At 71.4% G+C, this 21,165-nt stretch carries 20 protein-coding genes; 10 read left to right on the top strand and 10 right to left on the bottom strand.

Annotated elements, in window-relative coordinates; translation table 11 throughout:
* Nucleotides 1–133 precede the first annotated feature (133 nt).
* Together HD594_RS07295 and HD594_RS07290 are read left to right on the top strand one after the other, a co-directional pair.
* Complete coding sequence (locus HD594_RS07295; protein ID WP_184750309.1) at nucleotides 134–559, top strand: nitroreductase/quinone reductase family protein; 426 nt, start codon at nucleotides 134–136, stop codon at nucleotides 557–559.
* Between the two features lie 189 nt (nucleotides 560–748).
* The gene (locus tag HD594_RS07290; protein WP_184750308.1) at nucleotides 749–2,167 is read left to right on the top strand and encodes a hypothetical protein; all 1,419 of its coding nucleotides are present in this window, start codon (nucleotides 749–751) and stop codon (nucleotides 2,165–2,167) included.
* Between the two features lie 10 nt (nucleotides 2,168–2,177).
* Here the strand turns inward: HD594_RS07290 and guaB are convergent, their stop codons facing one another.
* Nucleotides 2,178–3,680 carry an IMP dehydrogenase gene (guaB, locus tag HD594_RS07285; protein WP_184750307.1) on the bottom strand — a complete coding sequence of 501 codons (1,503 nt, stop codon included), beginning with the start codon at nucleotides 3,678–3,680 and terminating at the stop codon, nucleotides 2,178–2,180.
* Between the two features lie 362 nt (nucleotides 3,681–4,042).
* On the opposite strand from guaB, the gene HD594_RS07280 reads away from it, so the two are divergent.
* From HD594_RS07280 to HD594_RS07265, 4 genes are read left to right on the top strand one after another with little or no spacing between them, the layout of a single operon-like run.
* The gene (locus HD594_RS07280; RefSeq protein ID WP_184752651.1) at nucleotides 4,043–5,290 is read left to right on the top strand and encodes a branched-chain amino acid ABC transporter permease; all 1,248 of its coding nucleotides are present in this window, start codon (nucleotides 4,043–4,045) and stop codon (nucleotides 5,288–5,290) included.
* A gap of 10 nt (nucleotides 5,291–5,300) precedes the next feature.
* On the top strand, nucleotides 5,301–6,281 hold the full coding sequence (locus HD594_RS07275) for a branched-chain amino acid ABC transporter permease (RefSeq protein WP_184750306.1): 981 nt from the start codon (nucleotides 5,301–5,303) through the stop codon (nucleotides 6,279–6,281).
* A gap of 34 nt (nucleotides 6,282–6,315) precedes the next feature.
* Nucleotides 6,316–7,278: an ABC transporter ATP-binding protein gene (locus HD594_RS07270; protein WP_184752649.1), complete on the top strand. Its 963-nt coding sequence runs from the start codon at nucleotides 6,316–6,318 to the stop codon at nucleotides 7,276–7,278.
* Entirely contained in the window at nucleotides 7,275–8,009 is a 735-nt protein-coding gene (locus HD594_RS07265; RefSeq protein WP_184750305.1) for an ABC transporter ATP-binding protein, read from the top strand. The genes HD594_RS07270 and HD594_RS07265 overlap by 4 nt, the downstream gene beginning before the upstream one ends.
* A 184-nt stretch (nucleotides 8,010–8,193) precedes the next feature.
* Here the strand turns inward: HD594_RS07265 and HD594_RS07260 are convergent, their stop codons facing one another.
* Nucleotides 8,194–9,462 carry an ABC transporter substrate-binding protein gene (locus HD594_RS07260; protein ID WP_184750304.1) on the bottom strand — a complete coding sequence of 423 codons (1,269 nt, stop codon included), beginning with the start codon at nucleotides 9,460–9,462 and terminating at the stop codon, nucleotides 8,194–8,196.
* Nucleotides 9,463–9,701: 239 nt separating this feature from the next.
* Between HD594_RS07260 and HD594_RS07255 the strand changes: the two genes are divergently transcribed.
* Genes HD594_RS07255 through HD594_RS07245 form a run of 3 tightly spaced genes read left to right on the top strand, consistent with a single transcriptional unit; the run spans nucleotide 9,702 to nucleotide 12,651 of the window.
* Nucleotides 9,702–9,914 (top strand): heavy-metal-associated domain-containing protein, encoded by a 213-nt coding sequence (locus HD594_RS07255; protein ID WP_184750303.1) that lies wholly within the window; start codon nucleotides 9,702–9,704, stop codon nucleotides 9,912–9,914.
* Nucleotides 9,914–12,280: a heavy metal translocating P-type ATPase gene (locus tag HD594_RS07250; protein ID WP_184750302.1), complete on the top strand. Its 2,367-nt coding sequence runs from the start codon at nucleotides 9,914–9,916 to the stop codon at nucleotides 12,278–12,280. The genes HD594_RS07255 and HD594_RS07250 overlap by 1 nt, the downstream gene beginning before the upstream one ends.
* Nucleotides 12,277–12,651 (top strand): metal-sensitive transcriptional regulator, encoded by a 375-nt coding sequence (locus HD594_RS07245; protein ID WP_184750301.1) that lies wholly within the window; start codon nucleotides 12,277–12,279, stop codon nucleotides 12,649–12,651. Before HD594_RS07250 ends, HD594_RS07245 begins: the two co-directional genes overlap by 4 nt.
* A gap of 105 nt (nucleotides 12,652–12,756) precedes the next feature.
* Here the strand turns inward: HD594_RS07245 and rarD are convergent, their stop codons facing one another.
* From rarD to HD594_RS07230, 3 genes are all read right to left on the bottom strand, one after another.
* Nucleotides 12,757–13,719 (bottom strand): EamA family transporter RarD, encoded by a 963-nt coding sequence (gene rarD, locus HD594_RS07240; protein WP_184752647.1) that lies wholly within the window; start codon nucleotides 13,717–13,719, stop codon nucleotides 12,757–12,759.
* Nucleotides 13,720–13,927: 208 nt separating this feature from the next.
* Nucleotides 13,928–14,224 carry a co-chaperone GroES gene (gene groES, locus HD594_RS07235; protein ID WP_045275440.1) on the bottom strand — a complete coding sequence of 99 codons (297 nt, stop codon included), beginning with the start codon at nucleotides 14,222–14,224 and terminating at the stop codon, nucleotides 13,928–13,930.
* 141 nt (nucleotides 14,225–14,365) lie between these two features.
* Nucleotides 14,366–15,829 carry an extracellular catalytic domain type 1 short-chain-length polyhydroxyalkanoate depolymerase gene (locus HD594_RS07230; RefSeq protein ID WP_246413914.1) on the bottom strand — a complete coding sequence of 488 codons (1,464 nt, stop codon included), beginning with the start codon at nucleotides 15,827–15,829 and terminating at the stop codon, nucleotides 14,366–14,368.
* Nucleotides 15,830–16,030: 201 nt separating this feature from the next.
* On the opposite strand from HD594_RS07230, the gene HD594_RS07225 reads away from it, so the two are divergent.
* Nucleotides 16,031–17,350: a class I SAM-dependent methyltransferase gene (locus tag HD594_RS07225; RefSeq protein ID WP_184750300.1), complete on the top strand. Its 1,320-nt coding sequence runs from the start codon at nucleotides 16,031–16,033 to the stop codon at nucleotides 17,348–17,350.
* A 12-nt stretch (nucleotides 17,351–17,362) separates the two neighbouring features.
* Here the strand turns inward: HD594_RS07225 and HD594_RS07220 are convergent, their stop codons facing one another.
* From HD594_RS07220 to tsaE, 5 genes are all read right to left on the bottom strand, one after another.
* A complete protein-coding gene (locus tag HD594_RS07220) occupies nucleotides 17,363–18,178 on the bottom strand; it encodes a hypothetical protein (protein ID WP_184750299.1) in 816 nt (271 codons plus the stop codon).
* Complete coding sequence (tsaD, locus tag HD594_RS07215; protein ID WP_184752643.1) at nucleotides 18,175–19,254, bottom strand: tRNA (adenosine(37)-N6)-threonylcarbamoyltransferase complex transferase subunit TsaD; 1,080 nt, start codon at nucleotides 19,252–19,254, stop codon at nucleotides 18,175–18,177. Before tsaD ends, HD594_RS07220 begins: the two co-directional genes overlap by 4 nt.
* A complete protein-coding gene (gene rimI / locus HD594_RS07210; protein ID WP_246413910.1) occupies nucleotides 19,251–19,898 on the bottom strand; it encodes a ribosomal protein S18-alanine N-acetyltransferase in 648 nt (215 codons plus the stop codon). Before rimI ends, tsaD begins: the two co-directional genes overlap by 4 nt.
* On the bottom strand, nucleotides 19,895–20,554 hold the full coding sequence (gene tsaB, locus HD594_RS07205) for a tRNA (adenosine(37)-N6)-threonylcarbamoyltransferase complex dimerization subunit type 1 TsaB (RefSeq protein WP_184750298.1): 660 nt from the start codon (nucleotides 20,552–20,554) through the stop codon (nucleotides 19,895–19,897). The genes rimI and tsaB overlap by 4 nt, the downstream gene beginning before the upstream one ends.
* 140 nt (nucleotides 20,555–20,694) lie before the next feature.
* Nucleotides 20,695–21,141 carry a tRNA (adenosine(37)-N6)-threonylcarbamoyltransferase complex ATPase subunit type 1 TsaE gene (tsaE, locus tag HD594_RS07200; RefSeq protein ID WP_184752641.1) on the bottom strand — a complete coding sequence of 149 codons (447 nt, stop codon included), beginning with the start codon at nucleotides 21,139–21,141 and terminating at the stop codon, nucleotides 20,695–20,697.
* Nucleotides 21,142–21,165: the final 24 nt, after the last annotated feature.

Below are 21,165 nucleotides of genomic sequence, written 5' to 3'. Positions count from 1 at the left end.
TTCTCGCCGAGTGCACACGCTGTCGACCGTCACGAGCCTGTGCACTCGGCGAGAGCACAGGGAGTGGGCGGCGGGAGCGCATCGACACCCGGACCGCACGGTGGCAGGATCGCCAGCGGGGGCGGGTGATGCCATGAGCGGCTTCTTCACACGGACCGGCGCGCGATTGGGCGTCTGGCTGTACCGGCGCACGAACGGGCGTGCGATGAACGGCGGCGGCCCGCCGCGCGTGCTGCTGCTGACGACGCCCGGACGACGCTCGGGCGAGCCCCGGCCGACGTGCGTGGCGTCGCTGCGCGACGGCGACGCGTTCGTGGTGTGGGGCACCGGCGCCGGCTCGCCGCGCGACCCGGACTGGTTCAAGAACCTGCGCGCGGCCGGCGAGACGACCGTGCAGGCCGGCGACCGCGCGTTCCGCGCCCGCGTGCGCGAGCTGACGGGGCCCGAGCGCGACGCGCAGTGGGCCAGGATCGTCGACCACGTCCCCGGGGTCCAGGGATACGCCGTGAAGTCCGGCCGGACGATCCCGGTCGCGGTGCTCACGCCGCTCGATGTCTGAGGCCCGGGCCGGCGGCGGCATCCGCTCCCCTGGCGACCGACGCCGTTGCCGAACGTCGGAGAATCGGGCGAAAGTCGGAGCATGTCGACCGGATCCTCCGACGAAGGGCGGATTCTCCGACGCTCGGAGCACAGGTACGTCAGCATTCCGTAACCGGCGCGCGGCGCATCCGCCTGTCAGGCTGGTCGCGTGAGCGGGAGCGACGAGAGAGCGGATGCCGGGGGCACGACGTCGCCGCCGCGTTCGCCCGCGGACTCCGAGGCCGCGACCGCCGAGGACGGCGATCGCGCGCGGTCGCGCGCCGGGCTGATCGGCGTCATCGTCACGGTGCTGCTGATCGCGGCATCCGTCATCATCCCGGCCGCGACCGGATGGAACGTCCGGGCGGGGCACTTCCCGCCGCTGCACGCGATCTGGGACCCGGGCATCGGGCCCGGGACGCCGGCCGCGATCCTGCTGGCCGTCCTCACCGTGATCTACGCGCCGCGCGCGGCGGGCTGGTCGTGGCGCCGCCTGCTGTGGGTCGTGTACGGCTGGGGCGTCGCGTGGATGCTGGCGCTCGGGCTCATCGACGGCTGGTACGGCATCGGCGGCATCCTCGACGAGAAGACGGAGTACCTGCGGACCGCGCGGATCGTGGTGGCCGACGTCCCCGCGTTCCTGCGCGGTTTCATCGAACGGATCCCGATCGACGCCGAGGACAACTGGGCCGTGCACGTGGCCGGACACCCGCCGGGCGCGACGCTCTTCTTCGTCGGCCTCGTCGCGATCGGGCTGGGCGGCGCCATCGCCGCCGGGATCGTGATCACGCTCATCGCGGGCACGACCGCGATCGCCGTGCTGCAGACGACGCGGCTCCTGGGCTCCGAGCAGCTGGCGCGGCGCGCCGCCCCGTTCCTGACCGTGGGGCCGGCGGCCATCTGGATGTGCGTGTCGGCGGATGCGATGTTCGCGGCGGTCGCGGCGTGGGCGACGTTCGCGCTGGCCGTCGCGGCGACGACGCGGCGCACCGGGGCCATGATCGCGGGGTCGCTCGGCGCCGGCCTGCTCTACGGGTACTGCGTCATGATGTCGTACGGCCTGCCGCTGCTGGCCGTCCTGGCGCTCACCGTGCTGTGGCTGGCCCGCTCATGGCGCCCGATCCCGTGGGTCGCCGTCGCCGGGCTCGCCGTCGTCGGGGTGTTCGCGGTGTTCGGCTTCGCCTGGTGGGAGGCCTTCCCCGTGCTGCGCGAGCGCTACTGGGCGGGCATCGCCAGCGACCGCCCCGGGGCGTACTGGACGTGGGCCGACCTGGCGGCGGTCGCCGTGAGCGCGGGGCCGTGGGTCGGCGCCGGCATCGGGGCTGCGGTGGTCGACGGCATCCGCCCCACCGCCCAGCCCCGCGGGCGCCGCGCCGTCGCGCTGCTGGCCCTCGCAGGGGTCGCGATGTGCCTGCTCGCGACGGCGTCGCAGATGAGCCGCGCCGAAGTGGAGCGCATCTGGCTGCCGTTCGTGCCGTGGATGCTCGTCGGAACGGCGCTGCTGCCGGTGCGGTGGCAGCGAGCGGGCCTGATCGTGCAGCTGGCGAGCGCGCTCGTCGTGCTGCACCTGGTGTTCACGCGGTGGTGATCGCCGCCGCTCAGCGCTTGTAGTTGGGCGCCTCGACGACGATCTGCACGTCGTGCGGGTGGGACTCCTTGAGCCCGGCCGACGTGATGCGCACGAACTTGCCCTTTCTCTTCAGCTCATCGACCGTGCGGGCGCCGACGTAGAACATCGACTGACGCAGGCCGCCGACCAGCTGATACGCGACCGCCGACACCGGGCCGCGGTAGGCGACCTGACCCTCGATGCCCTCGGGGATCAGCTTGTCGTCGTTGGGGACGTCGGCCTGGAAGTAGCGGTCCTTCGAGTACGACGTCTTCTTGCCGCGCGTCTGCAGCGCGCCCAGCGACCCCATGCCGCGGTAGAGCTTGAACTGCTTGCCGCCCTGGAACACGACCTCGCCCGGCGACTCGTCCGTGCCGGCCAGGAGCGATCCGAGCATCACCGAGTCGGCGCCGGCGACGAGGGCCTTGGCGATGTCGCCGGAGTACTGCAGCCCGCCGTCGGCGATCACCGGGATGCCGGCCTCGCGCGCCGCGAGCGACGCCTCGTAGATCGCGGTGACCTGGGGTACGCCCACGCCCGCGACGATGCGCGTCGTGCAGATGGAGCCCGGTCCGACGCCGACCTTGACGGCGTCGACGCCCGCGTCGATGAGCGACTGGGCGCCCTCGCGCGTGGCGACGTTGCCGCCGATGACGTCGATGTGCGCGAACGACGGGTCGGCCTTGATGCGGCGGACCATGTCGATGACGCCCGCGGACTGGCCGTTGGCGGTGTCGACGACGACGACGTCCACGCCCGCGTCGCGCAGGGCCTCGGCGCGCTCCCAGGCGTCGCCGAAGAAGCCGATCGCAGCGCCCACGCGCAGGCGCCCGTGCTCGTCCTTGGTCGCGAGCGGGTACTTCTCGCTCTTGTCGAAGTCCTTGATCGTGATGAGGCCGGCGAGCTTGCCCTCGTCGTCGATGAGGGGGAGCTTCTCGACGCGGTGCTCGGCGAACAGCGCGATGACCTCGTTGGCGCCTATGCCGACCTTGCCGGTGACGAGGCCGTCGCTGGTCATGACGTCCTTGACGAGCGTCGTCTGGCGCTCGAAGCCCGAGACGAACCGCATGTCGCGGTTGGTGACGATGCCGACCAGCCGCCCGTCCTCGTCGATGACCGGGAGGCCCGAGATGCGGTACTGCGCGCACAGGCCGTCGACCTCTTCGATCGTGGCGTCCGGCGTCGTCGTGATCGGGTCGGTGATCATGCCCGACTCGCTGCGCTTGACGCGATCGACCATCTTCGCCTGGTCGGCGATCGACAGATTGCGGTGGATGATCCCGATGCCGCCCTCGCGCGCGATCGCGATGGCCAGGCGCGTCTCGGTGACGGTGTCCATCGCCGCCGAGATGAGCGGCGTCGCGACGGTGATGCGTCGCGTGACGTGCGACGACGTGTCGGCCTCGCTCGGGATGACGTCGGTGTGCCCCGGCAGAAGGAGGACGTCGTCGTAGGTCAGACCGACGAAGCCGAAGGGATCGTGCTGCTCCATGGATTCTCCTGCGCCCGCGTTTCGCGTTCATCGGGCGGCGTGCTCGAGGTGGACGACGACGGCCGGCGCGCAGAATGCGCCGACATCAGATTCTAATCGTCCGGGGACCCCTTTTGTTCCCGCGCGCGAGGCCCCGGTCGCTCTGTCGGGCGGCGCATTCCGATCCGGTCACGGCGTCTGGGAGTTTCCTGGGCGAAACACCGCCGACACATTACGCTCGTACCGTCGATCATCACGGCCGATGCGACCCGAGCCTCGGCGCGCGTGGTGCCGGACTGGGAGGTTTCGTGAGTCCTACGACTGAGGTCGCATCGCCCTGGCGGCGTGCGCGAACGGTCTCCGCACTCGTGGCGTTGTTCCTGATGCTCCTGGGCGTGTTCGCGGCGTCGGCTCCGGCCTTCGCCGCCGAGGGCGACCCCTATCGCATCAGCGGCAACGTCCAGCTCGACGGGGAGCCGCTGGAGGGCGTCGCGCTCACCATCGACGGCCCCGGCGGGCTGCAGGAGGTCGTCACCGACGAGAACGGCCAGTGGGTCGTGTTCGTGCCCGAGCGCGGCGAGGAATACGTCGTCACGCTCGACGAGAACACGCTGCCCGAGGGCATCGCGGTCGTCGATGAGGCGGACGACACGCCCAACGTCAAGGAAGTCGAGATGAGCCAGGGCGGTCGCGTCACGGTGAACTTCTTCATCGGCGAGGGCGAGCGCAACGTGACGAGCTTCTTCGACCAGCTCGTGCAGCGCGTGGTCCAGGGCATCAGCTTCGGACTGATGCTGGCGCTTGCGGCGGTCGGTCTGACGCTCGTCTACGGGACGACCGGCATCTCCAACTTCGCGCACGGCGAGATGGTGACCTTCGGGGCGATAGCCGGGTTCCTCCTGGTCGGCACGTCGGCCGCGGCTCTGCCGTGGTGGCTCGGCTATCCGATCGCGGTGGTCCTCGGCGCGGTGCTGGGCTTCGTCATGGACTGGGGTCTGTGGCGCCCGCTGCGCAAGAGGCGGGTCGGCATCGTCCAGCTCATGATCGTCAGCATCGGGCTCTCGCTCGCGATGCGCTACATCTTCCAGTTCTTCATCGGCGGCGGAACGCTCCAGCTGCCCGGCGCCTCGGCGCAGAAGATCCCGCTGTTCGGCGCGGTGCAGATGAGCGTGATCGACCTGGCGTCGATCGGCATCTCGATCGCCGTCATCGTCGCGTTCGCCTTCTGGCTCACCAAGTCCCGCATCGGCAAGGCGACGCGCGCGATCTCGGACAACCCGTCGCTGGCTGCGGCATCGGGCATCGACGTCGATTTCGTCGTCCGCGTCGTGTGGATCCTCGCGAGCGCCCTCGCCGCGCTCGCGGGCATCCTCTACGCGTACTACCGCCCCGGCATCCGCTGGGACATGGGCGCGCAGCTGCTGCTGCTGATGTTCGCCGCGGTCGTGCTCGGCGGCCTCGGCACCGCCTACGGCGCGCTCATCGGAGCGCTCATCGTCGGCGTCGTGGTCGAGGCGTCGAGCCTGTGGATCCCGGCGGACCTGAAGTTCGCCAGCGGACTGTTCATCCTCATCGTGATCCTGCTGTTCCGACCACAGGGCATCCTCGGTCGACGCGAGAGAATAGGTTAAGGGCGGATCAATGGACTGGCTTCAGATTCTCTCCAACTCGGCATCCTCGATCCTGAGTCCCGCCACCATCGGCTACGCGCTGGCCGCTCTCGGCCTGGCGATGCACTTCGGCTACGGCGGCCTGATCAACATGGGCATCGCCGGCTTCATGGCCATCGGCGCCTACGGCTACGCGATCTCGATCCTGACCTTCAACCTGCCGTGGTGGCTCGCCGCGATCATCGGCCTCGCCGCCGCAGCGGTGTTCGCGCTGATCCTCGGCATCCCGACCCTGCGACTGCGGGGCGATTACCTCGCCATCGTGACGATCGCGGCGGCCGAAGTCGTGCGCCTGCTGTTCCTCACCACGGCCTTCGACGACGTGACCGGCTCGGCCGACGGGCTCAGCGGGTACCACAACAGCTTCCGCGCCTCGAACCCGATCCCGGACGGGACCTACGGGTTCGGCCCCTGGACCTACAACGAGACCCAGTGGTGGGTGCGCATCATGGGCCTGGTCACGCTCGCGCTGGCCGTCCTCATGGTGTGGATGCTCACCAAGAGCCCGTGGGGACGCGCGCTGAAGGGCATCCGCGAGGACGAGGACGCGGTGCGCTCCCTGGGCAAGAACGTGTTCTCGTACAAGATGCAGACCCTCGTGCTCGGCGGCGTGCTCGCCGCGGCGGGCGGCATCGTCTACGCGCTGCCGGCGGCCATCAGCCCCGGCGTGTACGTGACGTCGCTGACGTTCTTCGTGTGGACGGCGCTTCTGCTCGGCGGTGCGGCGACGGTCTTCGGACCGCTGCTCGGCTCGCTGATCTTCTGGGTGCTGCAGACGTTCCTGTCGAACGTCCTCCCGGCGATGGCGTCGGCGGGGCTGCTGTTCGGCATGTCGGCGATCCAGGCGGCGACGCTGCGGTTCATCCTCGTGGGTGCCGCGCTGATGCTGCTGGTGATCTTCATGCCGCAGGGTCTCCTCGGAAACAAGAAGGAGCTGACCTTTGTCAAGTGATGCGAACGACGGCGCTCCCACCGAGCCCGCGACCATGACGTCGCCCACCCCGCGTCCGAAGACGACCGGCCTGCACAAGGGCGAGGCAGGGCCCGGCTGCGAGAAGGTCGACCCGATCATCATCGCCGACGGCGTCCGCCGCTCGTTCGGCGGCGTGCACGCGGTCGACGTCGATCACCTCGAGGTCCCCCGCGGCGCCATCACGGCGCTCATCGGCCCGAACGGTGCCGGCAAGACCACGCTGTTCAACCTGCTCACCGGCTTCGACAAGCCGAACGAGGGCACCTGGAGCTTCGACGGGCACGACCTGCACGGCGTCCCCGCCTACAAGGTGTCTCGCATGGGGCTGGTGCGCACGTTCCAGCTCACCAAGGCGCTGGGACTGCTCACGGTGCTCGAGAACATGAAGCTCGGCGCCAAGAACCAGACCGGCGAGAAGTTCTGGCTGAGCCTGTTCCCGCCGCTGTGGCGCAAGCAGGAGGCCGCGCTCGAAGAGCGGGCGATGGGGATCCTCCAGAAGTTCAAACTCGACGCCAAGTCGGCCGACTTCGCCGCCAGCCTCTCGGGCGGGCAGCGCAAGCTCCTCGAGATGGCCCGGTCGCTCATGACCGACCCGACGCTCGTCATGCTCGACGAGCCGATGGCGGGCGTGAACCCGGCGCTGACGCAGTCGCTGCTCGATCACATCCTCGACCTGAAGGACGAGGGCATGACGGTGCTGTTCGTCGAGCACGACATGCACATGGTCCGCCACATCGCCGACTGGGTCGTCGTCATGGCCGAGGGCCGCATCGTCGCCGAGGGCGACCCGCACTCGGTCATGAAGGACCCCGCCGTCATCGACGCGTACCTCGGCGCCCACCAGGACGTCGACCTCGGCGTCGTGACAGGCCGCATCGAGGTCGTCGACGGCGAGTCCGGCATGACCGCGGCCGAGATCGAAGCCGAGGCGGATGCCGAACTCGAGGCCGAAGAGAAGCAGGAGGACTCGAAGTGACCACCGACACAGGCACCCCGGTCGTCGTCATCGACGAGGTCCACGCCGGCTACCTGCCGGGCGTCAACATCCTCAACGGCTGCAATCTCGTCGCGAACCAGGGCGAGCTGATCGGCATCATCGGGCCGAACGGCGCCGGCAAGTCGACCCTCCTGAAGGCGATCTTCGGGCAGGTGAACATCCGCGAGGGATCGGTCTCGCTCGAGGGCGAGGACATCACGGGGCTCAAGGCGAACAAGCTGGTCGCGCGCGGGGTCGGCTTCATCCCGCAGACGAACAACGTGTTCCCGAGCCTCACGATCGAAGAGAACCTCCAGATGGGGCTGTACCAGAACCCGAAGGTCTACGACGAGCGGCTCGAGTTCGTCACCGGCATCTTCGGCGAGCTGAAGAAGCGCCTCAAGCAGCGCGCCGGCTCGCTGTCGGGCGGTGAGCGCCAGATGGTCGCGATGAGCCGCGCGCTCATGATGGACCCCAAGGTGCTGCTGCTCGACGAGCCGTCGGCGGGCCTGTCGCCGGTGCGTCAGGACGAGGCGTTCATCCGTGTCTCCGAGATCAACAAGGCGGGCGTGACCTGCATCATGGTCGAGCAGAACGCACGCCGCTGCCTGCAGATCTGCGACCGCGGCTACGTGCTCGACCAGGGCCGCGACGCCTACACGGGCACCGGCCGCGACCTGCTGAACGACCCCAAGGTCACCGAGCTGTACCTGGGCACGCTCGGCGCCTGATCCGAAACGCCACGACGGGGGCGGATGCTGCGCGACGCGGCATCCGCCCCCGTCGTCGTGTCCGGTGTGAGCGCGGCACCGGGGCTGCGGCGTCGCCGCGGTGCGGTCGCGTCAACCATGTCTCCGCACAGCGCAGAGGGCCCCGGATCCGAAGATCCGGGGCCCTCGTGACTGTCAGTGACGATCAGCCGGCGTAGGCCACGTAGTTGTTGTCGTCGCCGTACTCGTAGATGCCGATCGACGCCTCGGTCGGGTCGCCGACCTCGTCGAACGTGATCGGACCCGAGATGCCGTCGTAGTCCGCGACGCCACCGGAGAGGATGATGTCGGCGCACGCGGCGAAGTCGGTGCACTTCTCCCCGTCGCCCGAGCCACCCGAGACCTCGATGAGCTTCTCGGCGATGTCACCGGCGTCGGTCGAGCCGGCAGCCAGGCTGGCCAGCGCGAGCAGGATCACGGCGTCGAAGGACTCTGCGGCGTAGCTGTACTCGGTCAGGGGCTCGTCGCCCTCCGCCTCCAAGTACGCGTCGAGGTCGCTCGTGAAGGCGCCGAGCGTGTCGATCGACAGGCCGGGCAGCGTGCCCTTCGAACCGGTGAGCGAGCCCTCGGCGAGGTCGTCGCCGAAGTTCTTCAGGTTGCCGTCCACGAAGTACAGCTTGTCGGCCGGGATCTGGCCGAGCAGGCTCGGGAGGATCGTCGAGACCTCGTCGAACGTGATCAGCGCGATCGCGTCGGGGTCGGCCGCGAGGACCTCGGAGACCTGCGCGTCGAACGTGGTGTCGCCCGTGTTGTAGGTGGGCGCCGCCACGACCTCGCCGCCGGCGGCCTCGAAGGACTCGGTGACGTACTTGGCCAGGCCGGTGCCGTACGAGTCGTTCAGCACGATCATGCCGAGGGTCTGGTTGCCGTCCTCGGCGATCAGGTTGCCGAGCACGTCGCCCTGCAGGACGTCCGAGGGAGCGGTGCGGAAGTACAGGCCGTCGTCCTCGTACGTGGTGAACGCGTCAGACGTGTTCGCCGGCGAGAACTGGATGACGCCGGCGCCGACCAGCTGGTCGATGAACTGCAGCGACACACCGGAGGATGCGGCGCCGATGACGGCCGAGACGTCCTCGCCGAGCAGACGCGGGATCTCGGTCTCGTAGGCCTTGTTGTCGGTGTCACCCGAGTCGCCGTAGACGACGTCGAGCGTGAGACCGGTCTCCTCCGACACCGCGTTGACGAGCGACGTGGCGTAGGCGACACCCGCCTCCTCGGGCGGGCCGAGGAATGCGAGGTTTCCGGTCTGGGGGAGGGCCGTGCCGATGGTGAGGCTGAGCTCCTCGGCGGGGCCGGCGTCGGTGGTGCCCTCGTCGGTCGTGGACGCGCATCCGGCCAGGACGAGCGCGCTCACGCCGACCGCGGCGATGCCGCCGAGGACCTTGCCAGTGCGCGAACGTGTGAAGACGTTCATGTTGCTCCTTGCTGTGATTGAGGACGGCAGGCTTCGGGCGCGCCGTCGCAGGTTGAATCAACCTAACCGTGCGCGGGTCTCGTGGGTGTTGCTGTTCGTTAACGATGTGTAACGCGACCGAATCGTTACTTTCGCGACACCCAGTCCCAACGCCTCCTCGCCCCGCCGACGGAATACTCCGGCGGGGCGTAGAGTTGGATCGGAGGTACCCCCACGGGGTATCCGACGAAAGGTGGACGATGACCGAGAAGATCCAGTACCAGGTGACCGGGATGACCTGCGGGCACTGCGAGCACGCCGTGCGCAGCGAGGTGTCGCAGATCGCCGGCGTCACGAGCGTCGACGTCAGCGCGCAGACCGGCATGCTGGTCGTGGAGTCCTCGGCTCCCCTCGCCGACGCCGACGTCGTCGCCGCCGTGGACGAGGCAGGCTACGAGGCGGCGCGGGCCTGATGAGCACCGTGTCCGGCGCGCCCGCGAGCGATCAGGCGGGGGCACGGATCGAGCTCGAGATCGGCGGCATGACGTGCGCGTCGTGCGCCGCCCGCATCGAGAAGAAGCTCAATCGGATGCCGGGCGTCGCGGCATCCGTCAACTACGCCACCGAGAAGGCGGTCGTCGACGCGGCGGCCGACGTCTCCCCCGGCGACCTCATCGCCGAGGTCGAGAAGACCGGGTACACCGCCGTCCTCCCCGCTCCCCCCGAGCCCGAGGAGCGGGCCGACGAGCCCGAGGACCGTGAGCTCGCGTCGCTGCGCCGGCGCGTCATCGGCTCGGCGGTCCTCGCCGCGCCCGTGATCCTGCTCGCGATGATCCCCGCGCTGCAGTTCACGTACTGGCAGTGGGCGTCCCTCGCTCTCGCCGCGCCCGTCGCCGTGTGGGGCGCGTGGCCGTTCCACCGGGCCGCGTGGATCAACCTGCGCCACGGTGCCGCGACGATGGACACGCTCATCTCGATGGGTGTCACGGCGGCCTTCCTATGGTCGCTGTACGCGCTGTTCCTCGGCGACGCCGGGATGCCCGGCATGACGCACGGCTTCGAGTGGACCGTCCAGCCGTCGGACGGCGCCTCGAACATCTACCTGGAGGTCGCCGCCGGCGTGACCACCTTCGTGCTCGCGGGACGCTATTTCGAGCTTCGCTCCAAGCGCCGCGCGGGCGCCGCCCTGCGCGCCCTGCTCGACCTCGGCGCGAAGGATGCCGCGGTGCTGCGCGGGGGCCGCGAGGTGAGGGTGCCGATCGCGCAGCTCGCCGTCGGCGACGAGTTCGTCGTGCGACCCGGAGAGAAGATCGCCACCGACGGCGTCGTCGTCTCGGGCTCGAGCGCCGTCGACGCGTCGATGGTCACCGGCGAGTCCGTGCCGGTCGAGGCGGTCCCCGGCGATGCGGTCGTCGGCGCCACCGTCAACGCCGGAGGCCGGCTCGTCGTGCGCGCCACGCGCGTCGGCGATGACACGCAGCTGGCGCAGATGGCCCGCCTGGTCGAGCAGGCGCAGTCGGGCAAGGCCGCGGTGCAGCGACTCGCCGACCGCATCTCGGCGGTGTTCGTGCCGATCGTGATCGGCATCGCGCTGGTGACGCTCGCCGTCTGGCTGCTGCTCGGATTCCCCGCGGCCGGCGCGTTCACCGCGGCCGTCGCGGTCCTCATCATCGCGTGCCCGTGCGCGCTCGGCCTGGCGACGCCCATCGCGCTGCTGGTCGGCACCGGCACGGGGGCGCGCATGGGCATCCTCATCCGCGGACCCGAGGTGCTCGAGTCCACGCGCCGCGTCGACACCGTCGTGCTCGACAAGACCGGCACCGTGACCACCGGGCGCATGGCGCTGGTCGAGACGATCCCCGCCGATGGCATCGCCCCGGACGAGCTGCTGCGCGTCGCGGGTGCCCTCGAGCACGCCTCGGAGCACCCGATCGCACGCGCGATCGCCGACGCGGCCACGGCCGACGGCGGCGCGGCGGACGCCGCGGTGGCGCCGGGCACCGGGACGATGCTCCTCGGCAGCAGCATCCCCGTCGGCCCTCCCCCGGCGCCGCGGGGCCTGCCCGCCGTCGAGTCCTTCCAGTCGGTGGCCGGATTCGGCGTCTCGGGTGTCGTCGAGGGCCGCGCCGCCGTCGTCGGCCGCCGCGCGCTGCTGGCCGAGTTCGCGATCGAGCTGCCCGAGGCCGTCGAGCGCGCCGCGTCCGCCGCCGAGGCCCAGGGTCGCACCGTCGTGTTCGTCGCCTGGGACGGCACCGCCGCGGGCGCCCTCGTGGTCGCCGATCAGGTGAAGCCGACCAGCCGCGAGGCCGTCGCCCAGCTGCGCGCACTCGGGCTCGAGCCGATCCTGCTGACCGGCGACAACGACGCCGTGGCGCGGGCGGTCGCGAGCGACGTCGGCATCGACCGCGTGCGCGCGGAGGTGCTCCCGGCCGACAAGGTCGCCGTCGTGCAGGAGCTGCAGGCCGCCGGCCGGGTCGTCGCGATGGTCGGCGACGGCGTCAACGACGCCGCTGCGCTCGCGCAGGCCGACCTGGGCCTGTCGATGGGGACCGGGACGGATGCCGCGATCGAGGCCTCCGACATCACCCTCGTCCGCGGCGATCTGCGCAGCGCCGCCGACGCCGTTCGACTCTCGCGGGCGACGCTCGGTACGATCCGTGTGAACCTCTTCTGGGCGTTCGCGTACAACGTGGCGGCGATCCCGCTGGCGGCCCTCGGGCTGCTCAACCCCATGATCGCCGGCGCGGCGATGGCATTCTCGAGCGTCTTCGTCGTCGGAAACAGCCTGCGGCTGCGGAGTTTCCGCTCCCGCACCTCACCCCTCCAGGAGCAGTCATGACCACCGACGCCACCCCTCCCGTGGATGCGGTCGAGGACGACGAGCCGAGCATCACGCCGTCCGAGCCGTATCCGCACGACGAGGGGCACGCCCACCACGGGTACATCTCGGACAAGGCGCGCTACGTCAACCGCCTCAAGCGCATCGAGGGTCAGGCGCGCGGCATCCGCACGATGGTCGAGGACGAGAAGTACTGCATCGACATCCTCACCCAGATCTCGGCGATGACGAGCGCCCTCGAGGCCGTGGCGCTGGGGCTGCTCGACGACCACCTGCGCCACTGCGTCGTCGACGCGGCGCGCGCCGGCGGCGCCGAGGCCGACGCCAAGATCACCGAGGCGTCGGAGGCGATCGCGCGCCTCGTGCGGTAGTCCGGCCCCCGTTCGTCGGAGAATCCGCGCTTCGTCGAAGGATGCAGCACCGAATCGTCCTGCCCAGACGCGAATCTCCTGCGTTCTGAAGGCGTCGCCGGCGCCTCAGGTCAGGTCGGCGACGTCCGACACCCCGCCCCGCGACCGGCGGGCCGCCACCAGCGAGTCGGCCGTCAGCACGATCAGCGACAGCCAGACGAGGCTGAAGCCGATCCAGCGCTCCAGCGGCATCGGCTCGCCGAGGATCCAGGCGCCGATGATGAACTGCATGATCGGCGCGATGAACTGCAGCAGCCCGATGAGCGTGAGCGGCGCGCGGCGTGCACCGGCGGCGAAGAAGAGCAGCGGCGTGGCGGTCATGACGCCCGCCATCAGCAGCAGCGCGGTGTGCCAGCCGCTCACGGTGCCGATCGCGAGCCCCGTGGTCAGCGCGACGATGACGAGCTCGGCGATGGCGATCGGCGCCAGCCACATCGACTCGAGCGTGAGGCCGCTGATGGCGTCGACCGACGGCCCGATCTGCTTCTTGACCAGGCTGTACAGCCCGAACGAGGTCGCGAGGGTGAGCGCGATCCACGGGAACGATCCGTAGCCGACGATGATGACGACGACCGCGAGGCCCGCGATCCCGATCGCGACCCACTGCGCGCGGCGCAGGCGCTCGCGCAGGACGAGCACGCCGATCAGCACGGTGAAGATCGGGTTGATGAAGTAACCCATGCTGGTCTCGATCACGTGCCCGGTCAGCGTCGCGATCAGGAACACCTGCCAGTTGACGTAGATGAGCACCCCTGCCACCGCCGTCCACAGCAGCAGGCGCCGCTGTCGCATGATCGCTCGCAGCGACCGCCACGTCCGCGTGACGGTGAGCAGCACCACGCAGAACACCAGCGACAGCAGGATGCGCCAGGCCACGATCTCCCACGGGCCGGCGGGCGCCAGCAGCAGGAAGTACAGGGGCAGGAAGCCCCACAGCAGGTACGCCGTGAACGCGTACACGCCGCCGATCGCGCGCTCGCGGGCGGCGTCGGGCGCGGATGCGGGAGCCGCGGCATCCGGGACGACGATGCCCGCGGTGGCGGCGGCCGCCTCTCCCAGTTCGGCGCCGTCGCCGGCGGGTTCGGGGCTCGAGTGCGTCACCGATCCAGCCTAGTGTCGGTGCGCGTCACCGGCTCCGGGCCACCGAGACCGGCGTGGCCCGCGCTCCTCAGCCCGGAAACGACGGAAGGGCCGGATGCCGAAGCGTCCGACCCTTCCGCTACGCGGAGCGCGCGTCTCAGCGGACGACGACCGCGAGGACGTCGCGAGCCGACAGGACGAGGAACTCGTCACCGCCGAACTTGACCTCGGTCCCGCCGTACTTGCTGTAGATGACGCGGTCGCCGACAGCGACGTCGAGCGGGATGCGGTTGCCGTTGTCGTCGATGCGGCCCGGGCCGACCGCCACGACCTCGCCCTCCTGGGGCTTCTCCTTGGCGGTGTCGGGGATGACCAGACCGCTGGACGTGGTCTGCTCGGCCTCGACCTGCTTGATGACGATGCGGTCCTCGAGCGGCTTGATGGAAACCGACACGGTCTACCTCTTCTTTCCTTGAGACTGAAGACTCATTAGCACCCGCATGCTGAGAGTGCTAACGAGCAGTCTAGGCAAGGCACTGGCACTCGTGCAACGTGAGTGCCAGTCCATGACGACGGCAGCCCGCAGCCTGTCTCGTCAGCCGCACGAACTCACCACGGTGTACCCGCCGGATGCCGCCGCCTGCAGCGACGTCACGGTCGCATCGCCCTGCCCCAAGTACGCCTGGGTCACCACGGCGTAGTAGGGGTTGTAGGGGTTCACGCCGTACGAGATCGCGCGCCCCGCGGCCTTGTGCTCGGCGTTGGTGGCCGTGATGCAGTCCGTCGGGGTCGGGGTCGGGGTCGGCGTCGCGGTGGGCGTGGGCGTGGGTGTGGGCGTCGCCGTCGCGGTCGGGGTCGGCGTCGGGGTCGGCGTCGGGGTCGCCGTCGCCGTGGGGGTCGGGGTCGGAGTGGGCGTGGGGGTCGGGGTCGGAGTGGGCGTGGGCACCGTGCGGTCGACGCGGCGGTTGTTGTCGAAGAAGAAGCCCGTGACGTACGCCGGGTAGTCGATGCTGTTCGCCGAGATGTACGAGCCGCCCGAGCCCGCGCCCGCGGGCCAGTTGTGGCCCAGGTTCGTGTTCTGGATGACCGAGACACGGGCACCTTCGGCGTCCGAGTACAGCGTGCCCGAACCCGCGGTGTTGTTGCCGGCGAGTCCCGACAGCGAGAACGTCGACGTGGTGCCGGCGCCGTAGATGCCCGCCATGATCTGGCCGTTGAGCGTGTTGTAGCCCGGCGCGACGGTGCCGTCGTTGCTGCCGTAGATGATCGACGTCACCTGGGTGTCGAACGCGTCGGACGCCGACCCGGCGAACGACGTGCACGTCGAGGTCCCCTGCGCCTTGCTCACCGCGACGCTGCCGATCTGACCCGACGTCGTCCCGACGGTGGGACCGGCGTTGATGCCGATGCCGGCGAACACGTCGGGCGCGAGGCACCCCATCACCATGGTCTCGCCGCCGCCCGAGGACAGCCCCGAGATGTAGGTCTGGTCGGCGTCGATGCCGAGCGCCGACCGCGCCTGCAGCGTCGACGCGAGGTCGAGCAGGTTGTCGTCGTGACGCGAGGGAGCCGTGCGCGAGTGGCTTGTGTCGTAGTAGTCCCAGCATCCGAAGATGACGCCGCCGTTCGGCGCGTCGGGCAGCGCCACGACCATGCCGTACTCGTCGGCGGTCGCGGCCCAGTTGCCGGCCGTCTGCATGTCGGAGGCCGTCTGCGCACACCCGTGGAGACCGATCATGAGCGCGCGCCCCGCGGCGAGCGCGGGGTCGGTGATCGGGGTGTACAGGCGCACGCTCATGCCGGCGATCGTCTCGGTGGTCCAGGTTCCGGTCGTCGTGCCGCCGCCGGTGTCGCCGCCCCCGCCGGTGTCGCCGTTGGTGCAGCCGGGGAGCGTCTCGAAGCCGGGCGGGCAGATGATCGCCTGCGCCGCGGGCGCGACGCCGACCAGGCCGACGACCGCGAGGACGGCGGCGATGCCGCCCGCGATCAGGCACGAGCGGGGTGGGGTGGGACGGGAGGAGGTGGAGCGGGACGTGGATCGCGAACGGTATGAGGGCATCAGTGCTCCTTCGATCGCCCCGCCGTCGCCCCCGGCACCATTGCTCAGGGCATCCGGGCGGGAGCTGCGCGCGGCATCCGCATCGATTCCGCGCGGCGCGCCGCCACGGGCGCAGGTCCGACACTAGATGAAACCTGATTCATGCACCAGGGGTTGATCGGACATCTCCGTCCGGTCCTGCGGCGGACCTAGGCTGGTCGGATGGACATGGCCGAGCTGACCGCGCTGCTCACGCCCGAGGGCCTGCGGCTTCTCGATGCCCTGGACCCCGTCGAGACGTCCGCCGACGTCGCCCGCGTCGTGTCGCGGCTGCGCAAGGACGGGCACTCCCCCGACCTCGTCTCCGCGGTGGTCGGTCAGGCGCGGCTGCGCGCCCGTGCCGGCGAGAAGTTCGGCGAGTTCGCCCAGCGCATGCTGTTCACGCGCGCCGGCCTCGAGCAGGCCACGCGGCTGGGCGTCGCCGCTCGGCACGCGGCGCGGTTCCGGGATGCCGGTATCGCGCGCGTCGCCGACCTCGGGTGCGGCATCGGCGGCGACGCGATGGGGTTCGCCGCGCTCGGGCTTACCGTCGACGCCGTCGACGCCGACGAGATCACAGCCGCCATCGCCGCCTACAACCTCGCGCCGTTCGGCTCGGACGTCCGCGTGCGCCACGCGACGGCGCAGGAGTTCGCGGCATCCGCGTTCCCCGGGGGCGGCGACCCCCGAACGTCGGAGAATCCAACGAACGTCGGAGGATCGGGCGCGGATGCTCCGACGAACGTGGGAATCTCCGACGCGACGGGGGCGGATGCCGCGGCCGCAGCGCCCGAGGCGGTCTGGCTCGACCCGGCACGCCGCACGGCGGGGCACCGCGAGACCAAGCGCACCGCCCCCGAGGACTGGTCGCCGAGCCTGGACTGGACGTTCGACCTGGCCGGGCGCGTCCCGGCGGGCATCAAGCTCGGGCCGGGACTCGACCGCGACCTCATCCCGGACGGCTTCGAGGCGCAGTGGGTCAGCGCCGACGGCTCGACGATCGAGCTGGTGCTCTGGTCGGGCTCTCTCGCGCGGCCGGGCGTCGCGCGGGCGGCGCTCGTGATCCGCGGCGACGCGGCGGCCGAGATCACCGCCGGCGCCGACGCCGAGGACGAACCGACGCGCGAGCTCGGCGCGTACCTGCACGAGCCCGACGGCGCGGTCATCCGCGCGCGGCTCATCGGCGACGTCGCCCGGACGCTCGAGGCGGGCATGCTCGACGAGCACATCGCCTACCTCACCTCGGATGCCGCGCTCACGAGTCCCTTCGTGCAGTCGTTCCGCGTGCGCGAGGTCCTGCCCGCCGACACCAAGGGCCTCGCCTCGGCGCTGCGCGCACGCGACATCGGGCGCCTCGAGATCAAGAAGCGCGGCGTCGACGTCGATCCGGCCGCGCTGCGGACGAAGCTCAAGCTGCGGGGCGAGGCATCCGCGACCCTCTTCCTCACCCGCATCGGCAGCAAGCGCACGGCGATCCTCGCCGACCGGCTCCCCGCCGCCTGAGCGCGCCCGCCGTCAGCCGAACAGATTCGCCTGCGACGCGGCGAACCACAGCCAGCCGGCGCTGTAGATGAGCGACGCCGTGCCGAGCACGACCGCCCACCCCGCGAGGGCGCGGTTCTCGGTCGGGCGGCGCAGCGCGAGGATGCCGGAGGCGACGCCGACCAGCCCGATGGGGAAGCCCCAGCCCACGAACATCGACACGGCCAGCCCCAGCACGGCGAACATCAGCGCCCACCCGGCGAGCCCGCGCTGGGGGCCCGCCTGCGGCGTCTGCGCCCAGTTCGTGGCGGTGTCCGGCTCGGGGCCGGTGCGCACGGTCACGTCGACCGGAGCCGTCGGCAGACGCGAGAAGCCGCCGCGATGCTGGCCGGGCAGGCGCGACGTGTCGGCGCGGGAGTCGACGTCCGCCGACGTCGGCCCCGTCATCCATTCCGACGTCACCGGGACCGCGGTCGGGTACAGCCAGCCGCCCTCCGCCGGGGAGTCGGCGGTGTCGGGCGCGGACTCCGTCGCCGGGGCGGCTGCTCCGACGACGGGCGCCGACGGCTCGGAGCCTGCGGGCGCTGCGGGCTCGGTCGCTGCGGGCGTCACGGCCTGCGGCGCCTCGGGCGCCGCAGGCTCGTGCGAGCCTGCCGGCGCGTCGGCGGAGTCCGGGGCGTTCGCGAGGGGCGCGGCCGGACCGGCGGCGTCCGGAGGGGTCGCAGCGTCAGGGCTCACGGCGTCCGTGCGCGCCGACGCCGCCTCCCCGGACGCGTCAGGCACAGCCGTCTCGTCCACGCCGCCCTCGTCGGGCTTCGTCGGGCGTCCCGCGTCCACTCCCCCGGTCATGCGGCATCCTCTGCGTCGGCCGCGACCTGGATCTCGGTCACGGGCAGGGTCGAGTCGGCGCCGAACTGCAGCGTCGACGGCATCCGCCCCGACATGATGAGCTCGGAGGCGAGGGCGGCGATCATGGCCCCGTTGTCGGTGCACAGGGACAGCGGCGGGATGCGCACGGTGACCCCCTGCTCGGCCGCACGCTCGAGCGCGACATCGCGCAGGCGCCTGTTGGCGATGACACCGCCGCCCAGCAGCAGCCGCGGCACGTCGTAGTCGCGGCACGCCGCGAGCGCCTTGGTCACGAGGACGTCGACGACGGCCTCGCGGAAGGACGCCGCGACATCGGCGACCGGGATCTCCGCGCCCGCCGCCTCGCGCTGCTCGACCCACCGCGCGACGGCCGTCTTCAGGCCCGAGAACGAGAAGTCGTAGCGGTGCTTCGCCATGTCGGAGGCGCGCGACAGCCCGCGCGGGAAGCGGATCGCGTCCGGATCGCCCGTCGCCGCCGCGCGGTCGATCTCGGGACCGCCGGGGTACGGAAGCCCCAGCAGCCGCGCGACCTTGTCGAACGCCTCGCCGGCGGCGTCGTCCATCGTCTCGCCGAGCATCTCGACGTCGCCGGTGAGATCGCGCACGAGCAGCAGCGACGTGTGCCCGCCGCTCACGAGCAGTGCGACGGTGGGGTACTCCAGCGGCGGCGCCTCGGCGTCGAGGATGTCGGCGGCGATGTGGCCGACCAGATGGTTCACGGCGTACAGCGGCTTGCCGAGCGAGACCGCGAGCGACTTCGCGGCGCCGACGCCGACCATGAGAGCGCCGGCGAGGCCGGGCCCGCTCGTGACGGCGACGGCGTCGACGTCGGCGAGGGCGACACCCGACTCGGCGAGCGCCGTCTCGAGCGCGGGCTGCAGGGCCTCGAGGTGGGCGCGGGCGGCGACCTCGGGCACGACGCCGCCGTAGCGGGCGTGCTCGTCCATCGAACTGGCGATGGTGTTGCTCAGGAGCGTGCGGCCGCGCACGATCCCGATGCCGGTCTCGTCGCAGCTCGTCTCGATCCCGAGGACCAGCGGCTCAGCGCTGTTCACGTGCACGCTCCCGCCTCGTTCGCGGCAGCACGCTCGCGCACGCCCGCAACGTCGGAGAAACCGTCCTCCGTCGGAGCATCCGAGCCGGATCCTCCGACGTTCACGCGATCCTCCGACGTTCGTGTGCCGGTGGGGGCGGGCACGGCGGCGGGCGCGGATGCGGCGGACACGGCATCCGGACCGCGCGCGGCGAGCCAGCCGGCGACGTCCAGGCGCATGACGATCGCGTCGACGCCGTCGGGCTGGTAGTACTTCGGGCGACGGCCGAGTTCCTGGAATCCCTCGGACGCGTACAGCGCCTGCGCGACCGGGTTGTCGGCGCGCACCTCGAGGAACACCTCGCGCACGCGGCGGCGGGCGGCTTCGGTCAGGAGCGTCCGCAGCAGCGCGCGACCGCGCCCACGACCGCGAGCGGATGCGGCGAGCGCGATGGTCTGCACGTCGGCGTCCCGGCTGCCGTGGACGGCCCGCAGGCCGGCGTAGCCGACGAGGTGTCCGGCCTCCTCGACCACCACGTACCAGCCGTGCGGCGACAGGATCTCCTCGCGCATCATGGCGTCGGACCAGGCGTCGGTCGGGAACGACGCACGCTCGAGCGCCATGATCGCGCCGAGGTCGTCGAGGGTCGCGCGGCGCGTCGTCATGCGCTCACCCGCTTCGGTCCGTGGGACGGCGTGACATCCGGCGACCGCAGGTACAGGGCGTCGTCGGGGCCGACGGCGCGATCGGCGGCCACGGCGCGGCCTGCGGCGAGCGCGAGCATCGCGGCGGGGATGCGGTCGGCGTCGCGGCGCAGGACGCGGTCGGCGGTCAGCCGCGCGTCGAGGTCCTCGCGCGGGATGAGCGCGGGCTCGGCGAGACGGACCGGCAGCCCGTCCTCGTCGAGGCCCCGGTACACGGTGTACGCGAACTCGCGCCGGCGGGCGTCGGTGCATACGGCGAACGGCTCGTCGGCCGTCTCCTCCCAGCCGCCGGTGAGCGCGTCGTGGAGCAGCAGCTCGAGGGCGACGGCGTCGTGACTGACGACGGGGATGAACGGGATGCCGCGGCCGAGCGCGAACGTGCGGGCGGCGGCGATGCCCACCCGCAGCCCCGTGAAGGGACCCGGGCCCATGCCGGCCGCGACGTGGGTGATGTCGGTCGGTCCGGCGCCCGCCTCGGCGAGCACGCGCTCCAGCAGCGAGCCGATCACTTCGGCGTGCCCGCGCGGATCCGCGCTGTTCAGCTGGGCCCGGACCAGGCCGTCGGGGTCGACGACGGCCACGGTGGTGCCGAGGGACGTGTCGATGCCGAGAATCACGCCTACCAGGGTAATCCGGGGCCCCTGGACGACCCCCGTGGTACCGGTGCCACCCGGTCGGACGTCGCGAGATCGTTACGAAGGCGGACACGGATGCCGAGGGGCGCGGCTCCTGCGAACCGCGGCATCCCGGGAATCGGCTACGGCCGGCGCGAGATCGTCACGAGGCGGGGGGCGGCGGCATCCAGCTCCGACTCGCGGCCGGTCGTGCCGCACGCGGTGTCGACGCCGTGGCCGTGCCATTCGCGGTCGAGCTCGATCTCCCACCAGGTGTCGCGGAGGTGGTCGACCATCCCCCGGCCCCACTCGACGATCGTCACCGATCCCTCGACGTCGATGTCGAGGTCCTCGAGTTCGAGCGCCGAGCCGATGCGGTACGCGTCCACATGAACGAGCGGGGCGCCCCCGACGAGGGACGGATGCGTGCGGGCGAGCACGAATGTGGGGCTCTGTACGGGCCCGCGCACGCCGAGGCCCTCGCCGATGCCTCGGGTCAGCGTCGTCTTGCCGGCGCCGAGCGGCCCGGTGAGCACGACCAGGTCGCCGGCGCGCAGCATCCCGCCGATGGTGCGGCCGAGCTCCTCCATGGCGTCGGGCGACCCGATCTCGCG

This window comes from Microbacterium thalassium (assembly GCF_014208045.1).
In the GTDB taxonomy this organism is placed as follows: Bacteria; Actinomycetota; Actinomycetes; order Actinomycetales; family Microbacteriaceae; genus Microbacterium; species Microbacterium thalassium.
The sequence above is the reverse complement of the archived record's forward strand: the minus strand, read 5'-3'. Positions and strand labels throughout refer to the sequence as shown.

What these genes read in the sequence shown, in the direction of transcription:
- HD594_RS07295 (WP_184750309.1), top strand. Translation starts at nt 134, where the DNA reads ATGAGCGGCTTCTTCACACGGACCGGCGCGCGATTGGGCGTCTGGCTG.
- guaB (WP_184750307.1), bottom strand. Translation starts at nt 3,680, where the DNA reads ATGGAGCAGCACGATCCCTTCGGCTTCGTCGGTCTGACCTACGACGAC.
- HD594_RS07280 (WP_184752651.1), top strand. Translation starts at nt 4,043, where the DNA reads ATGCTCCTGGGCGTGTTCGCGGCGTCGGCTCCGGCCTTCGCCGCCGAG.
- HD594_RS07275 (WP_184750306.1), top strand. Translation starts at nt 5,301, where the DNA reads ATGGACTGGCTTCAGATTCTCTCCAACTCGGCATCCTCGATCCTGAGT.
- HD594_RS07270 (WP_184752649.1), top strand. Translation starts at nt 6,316, where the DNA reads ATGACGTCGCCCACCCCGCGTCCGAAGACGACCGGCCTGCACAAGGGC.
- HD594_RS07260 (WP_184750304.1), bottom strand. Translation starts at nt 9,462, where the DNA reads ATGAACGTCTTCACACGTTCGCGCACTGGCAAGGTCCTCGGCGGCATC.
- HD594_RS07255 (WP_184750303.1), top strand. Translation starts at nt 9,702, where the DNA reads ATGACCGAGAAGATCCAGTACCAGGTGACCGGGATGACCTGCGGGCAC.
- HD594_RS07250 (WP_184750302.1), top strand. Translation starts at nt 9,914, where the DNA reads ATGAGCACCGTGTCCGGCGCGCCCGCGAGCGATCAGGCGGGGGCACGG.
- HD594_RS07245 (WP_184750301.1), top strand. Translation starts at nt 12,277, where the DNA reads ATGACCACCGACGCCACCCCTCCCGTGGATGCGGTCGAGGACGACGAG.
- HD594_RS07230 (WP_246413914.1), bottom strand. Translation starts at nt 15,829, where the DNA reads ATGCCCTCATACCGTTCGCGATCCACGTCCCGCTCCACCTCCTCCCGT.
- HD594_RS07225 (WP_184750300.1), top strand. Translation starts at nt 16,031, where the DNA reads ATGGACATGGCCGAGCTGACCGCGCTGCTCACGCCCGAGGGCCTGCGG.
- HD594_RS07220 (WP_184750299.1), bottom strand. Translation starts at nt 18,178, where the DNA reads ATGACCGGGGGAGTGGACGCGGGACGCCCGACGAAGCCCGACGAGGGC.
- rimI (WP_246413910.1), bottom strand. Translation starts at nt 19,898, where the DNA reads ATGACGACGCGCCGCGCGACCCTCGACGACCTCGGCGCGATCATGGCG.
- tsaE (WP_184752641.1), bottom strand. Translation starts at nt 21,141, where the DNA reads ATGGAGGAGCTCGGCCGCACCATCGGCGGGATGCTGCGCGCCGGCGAC.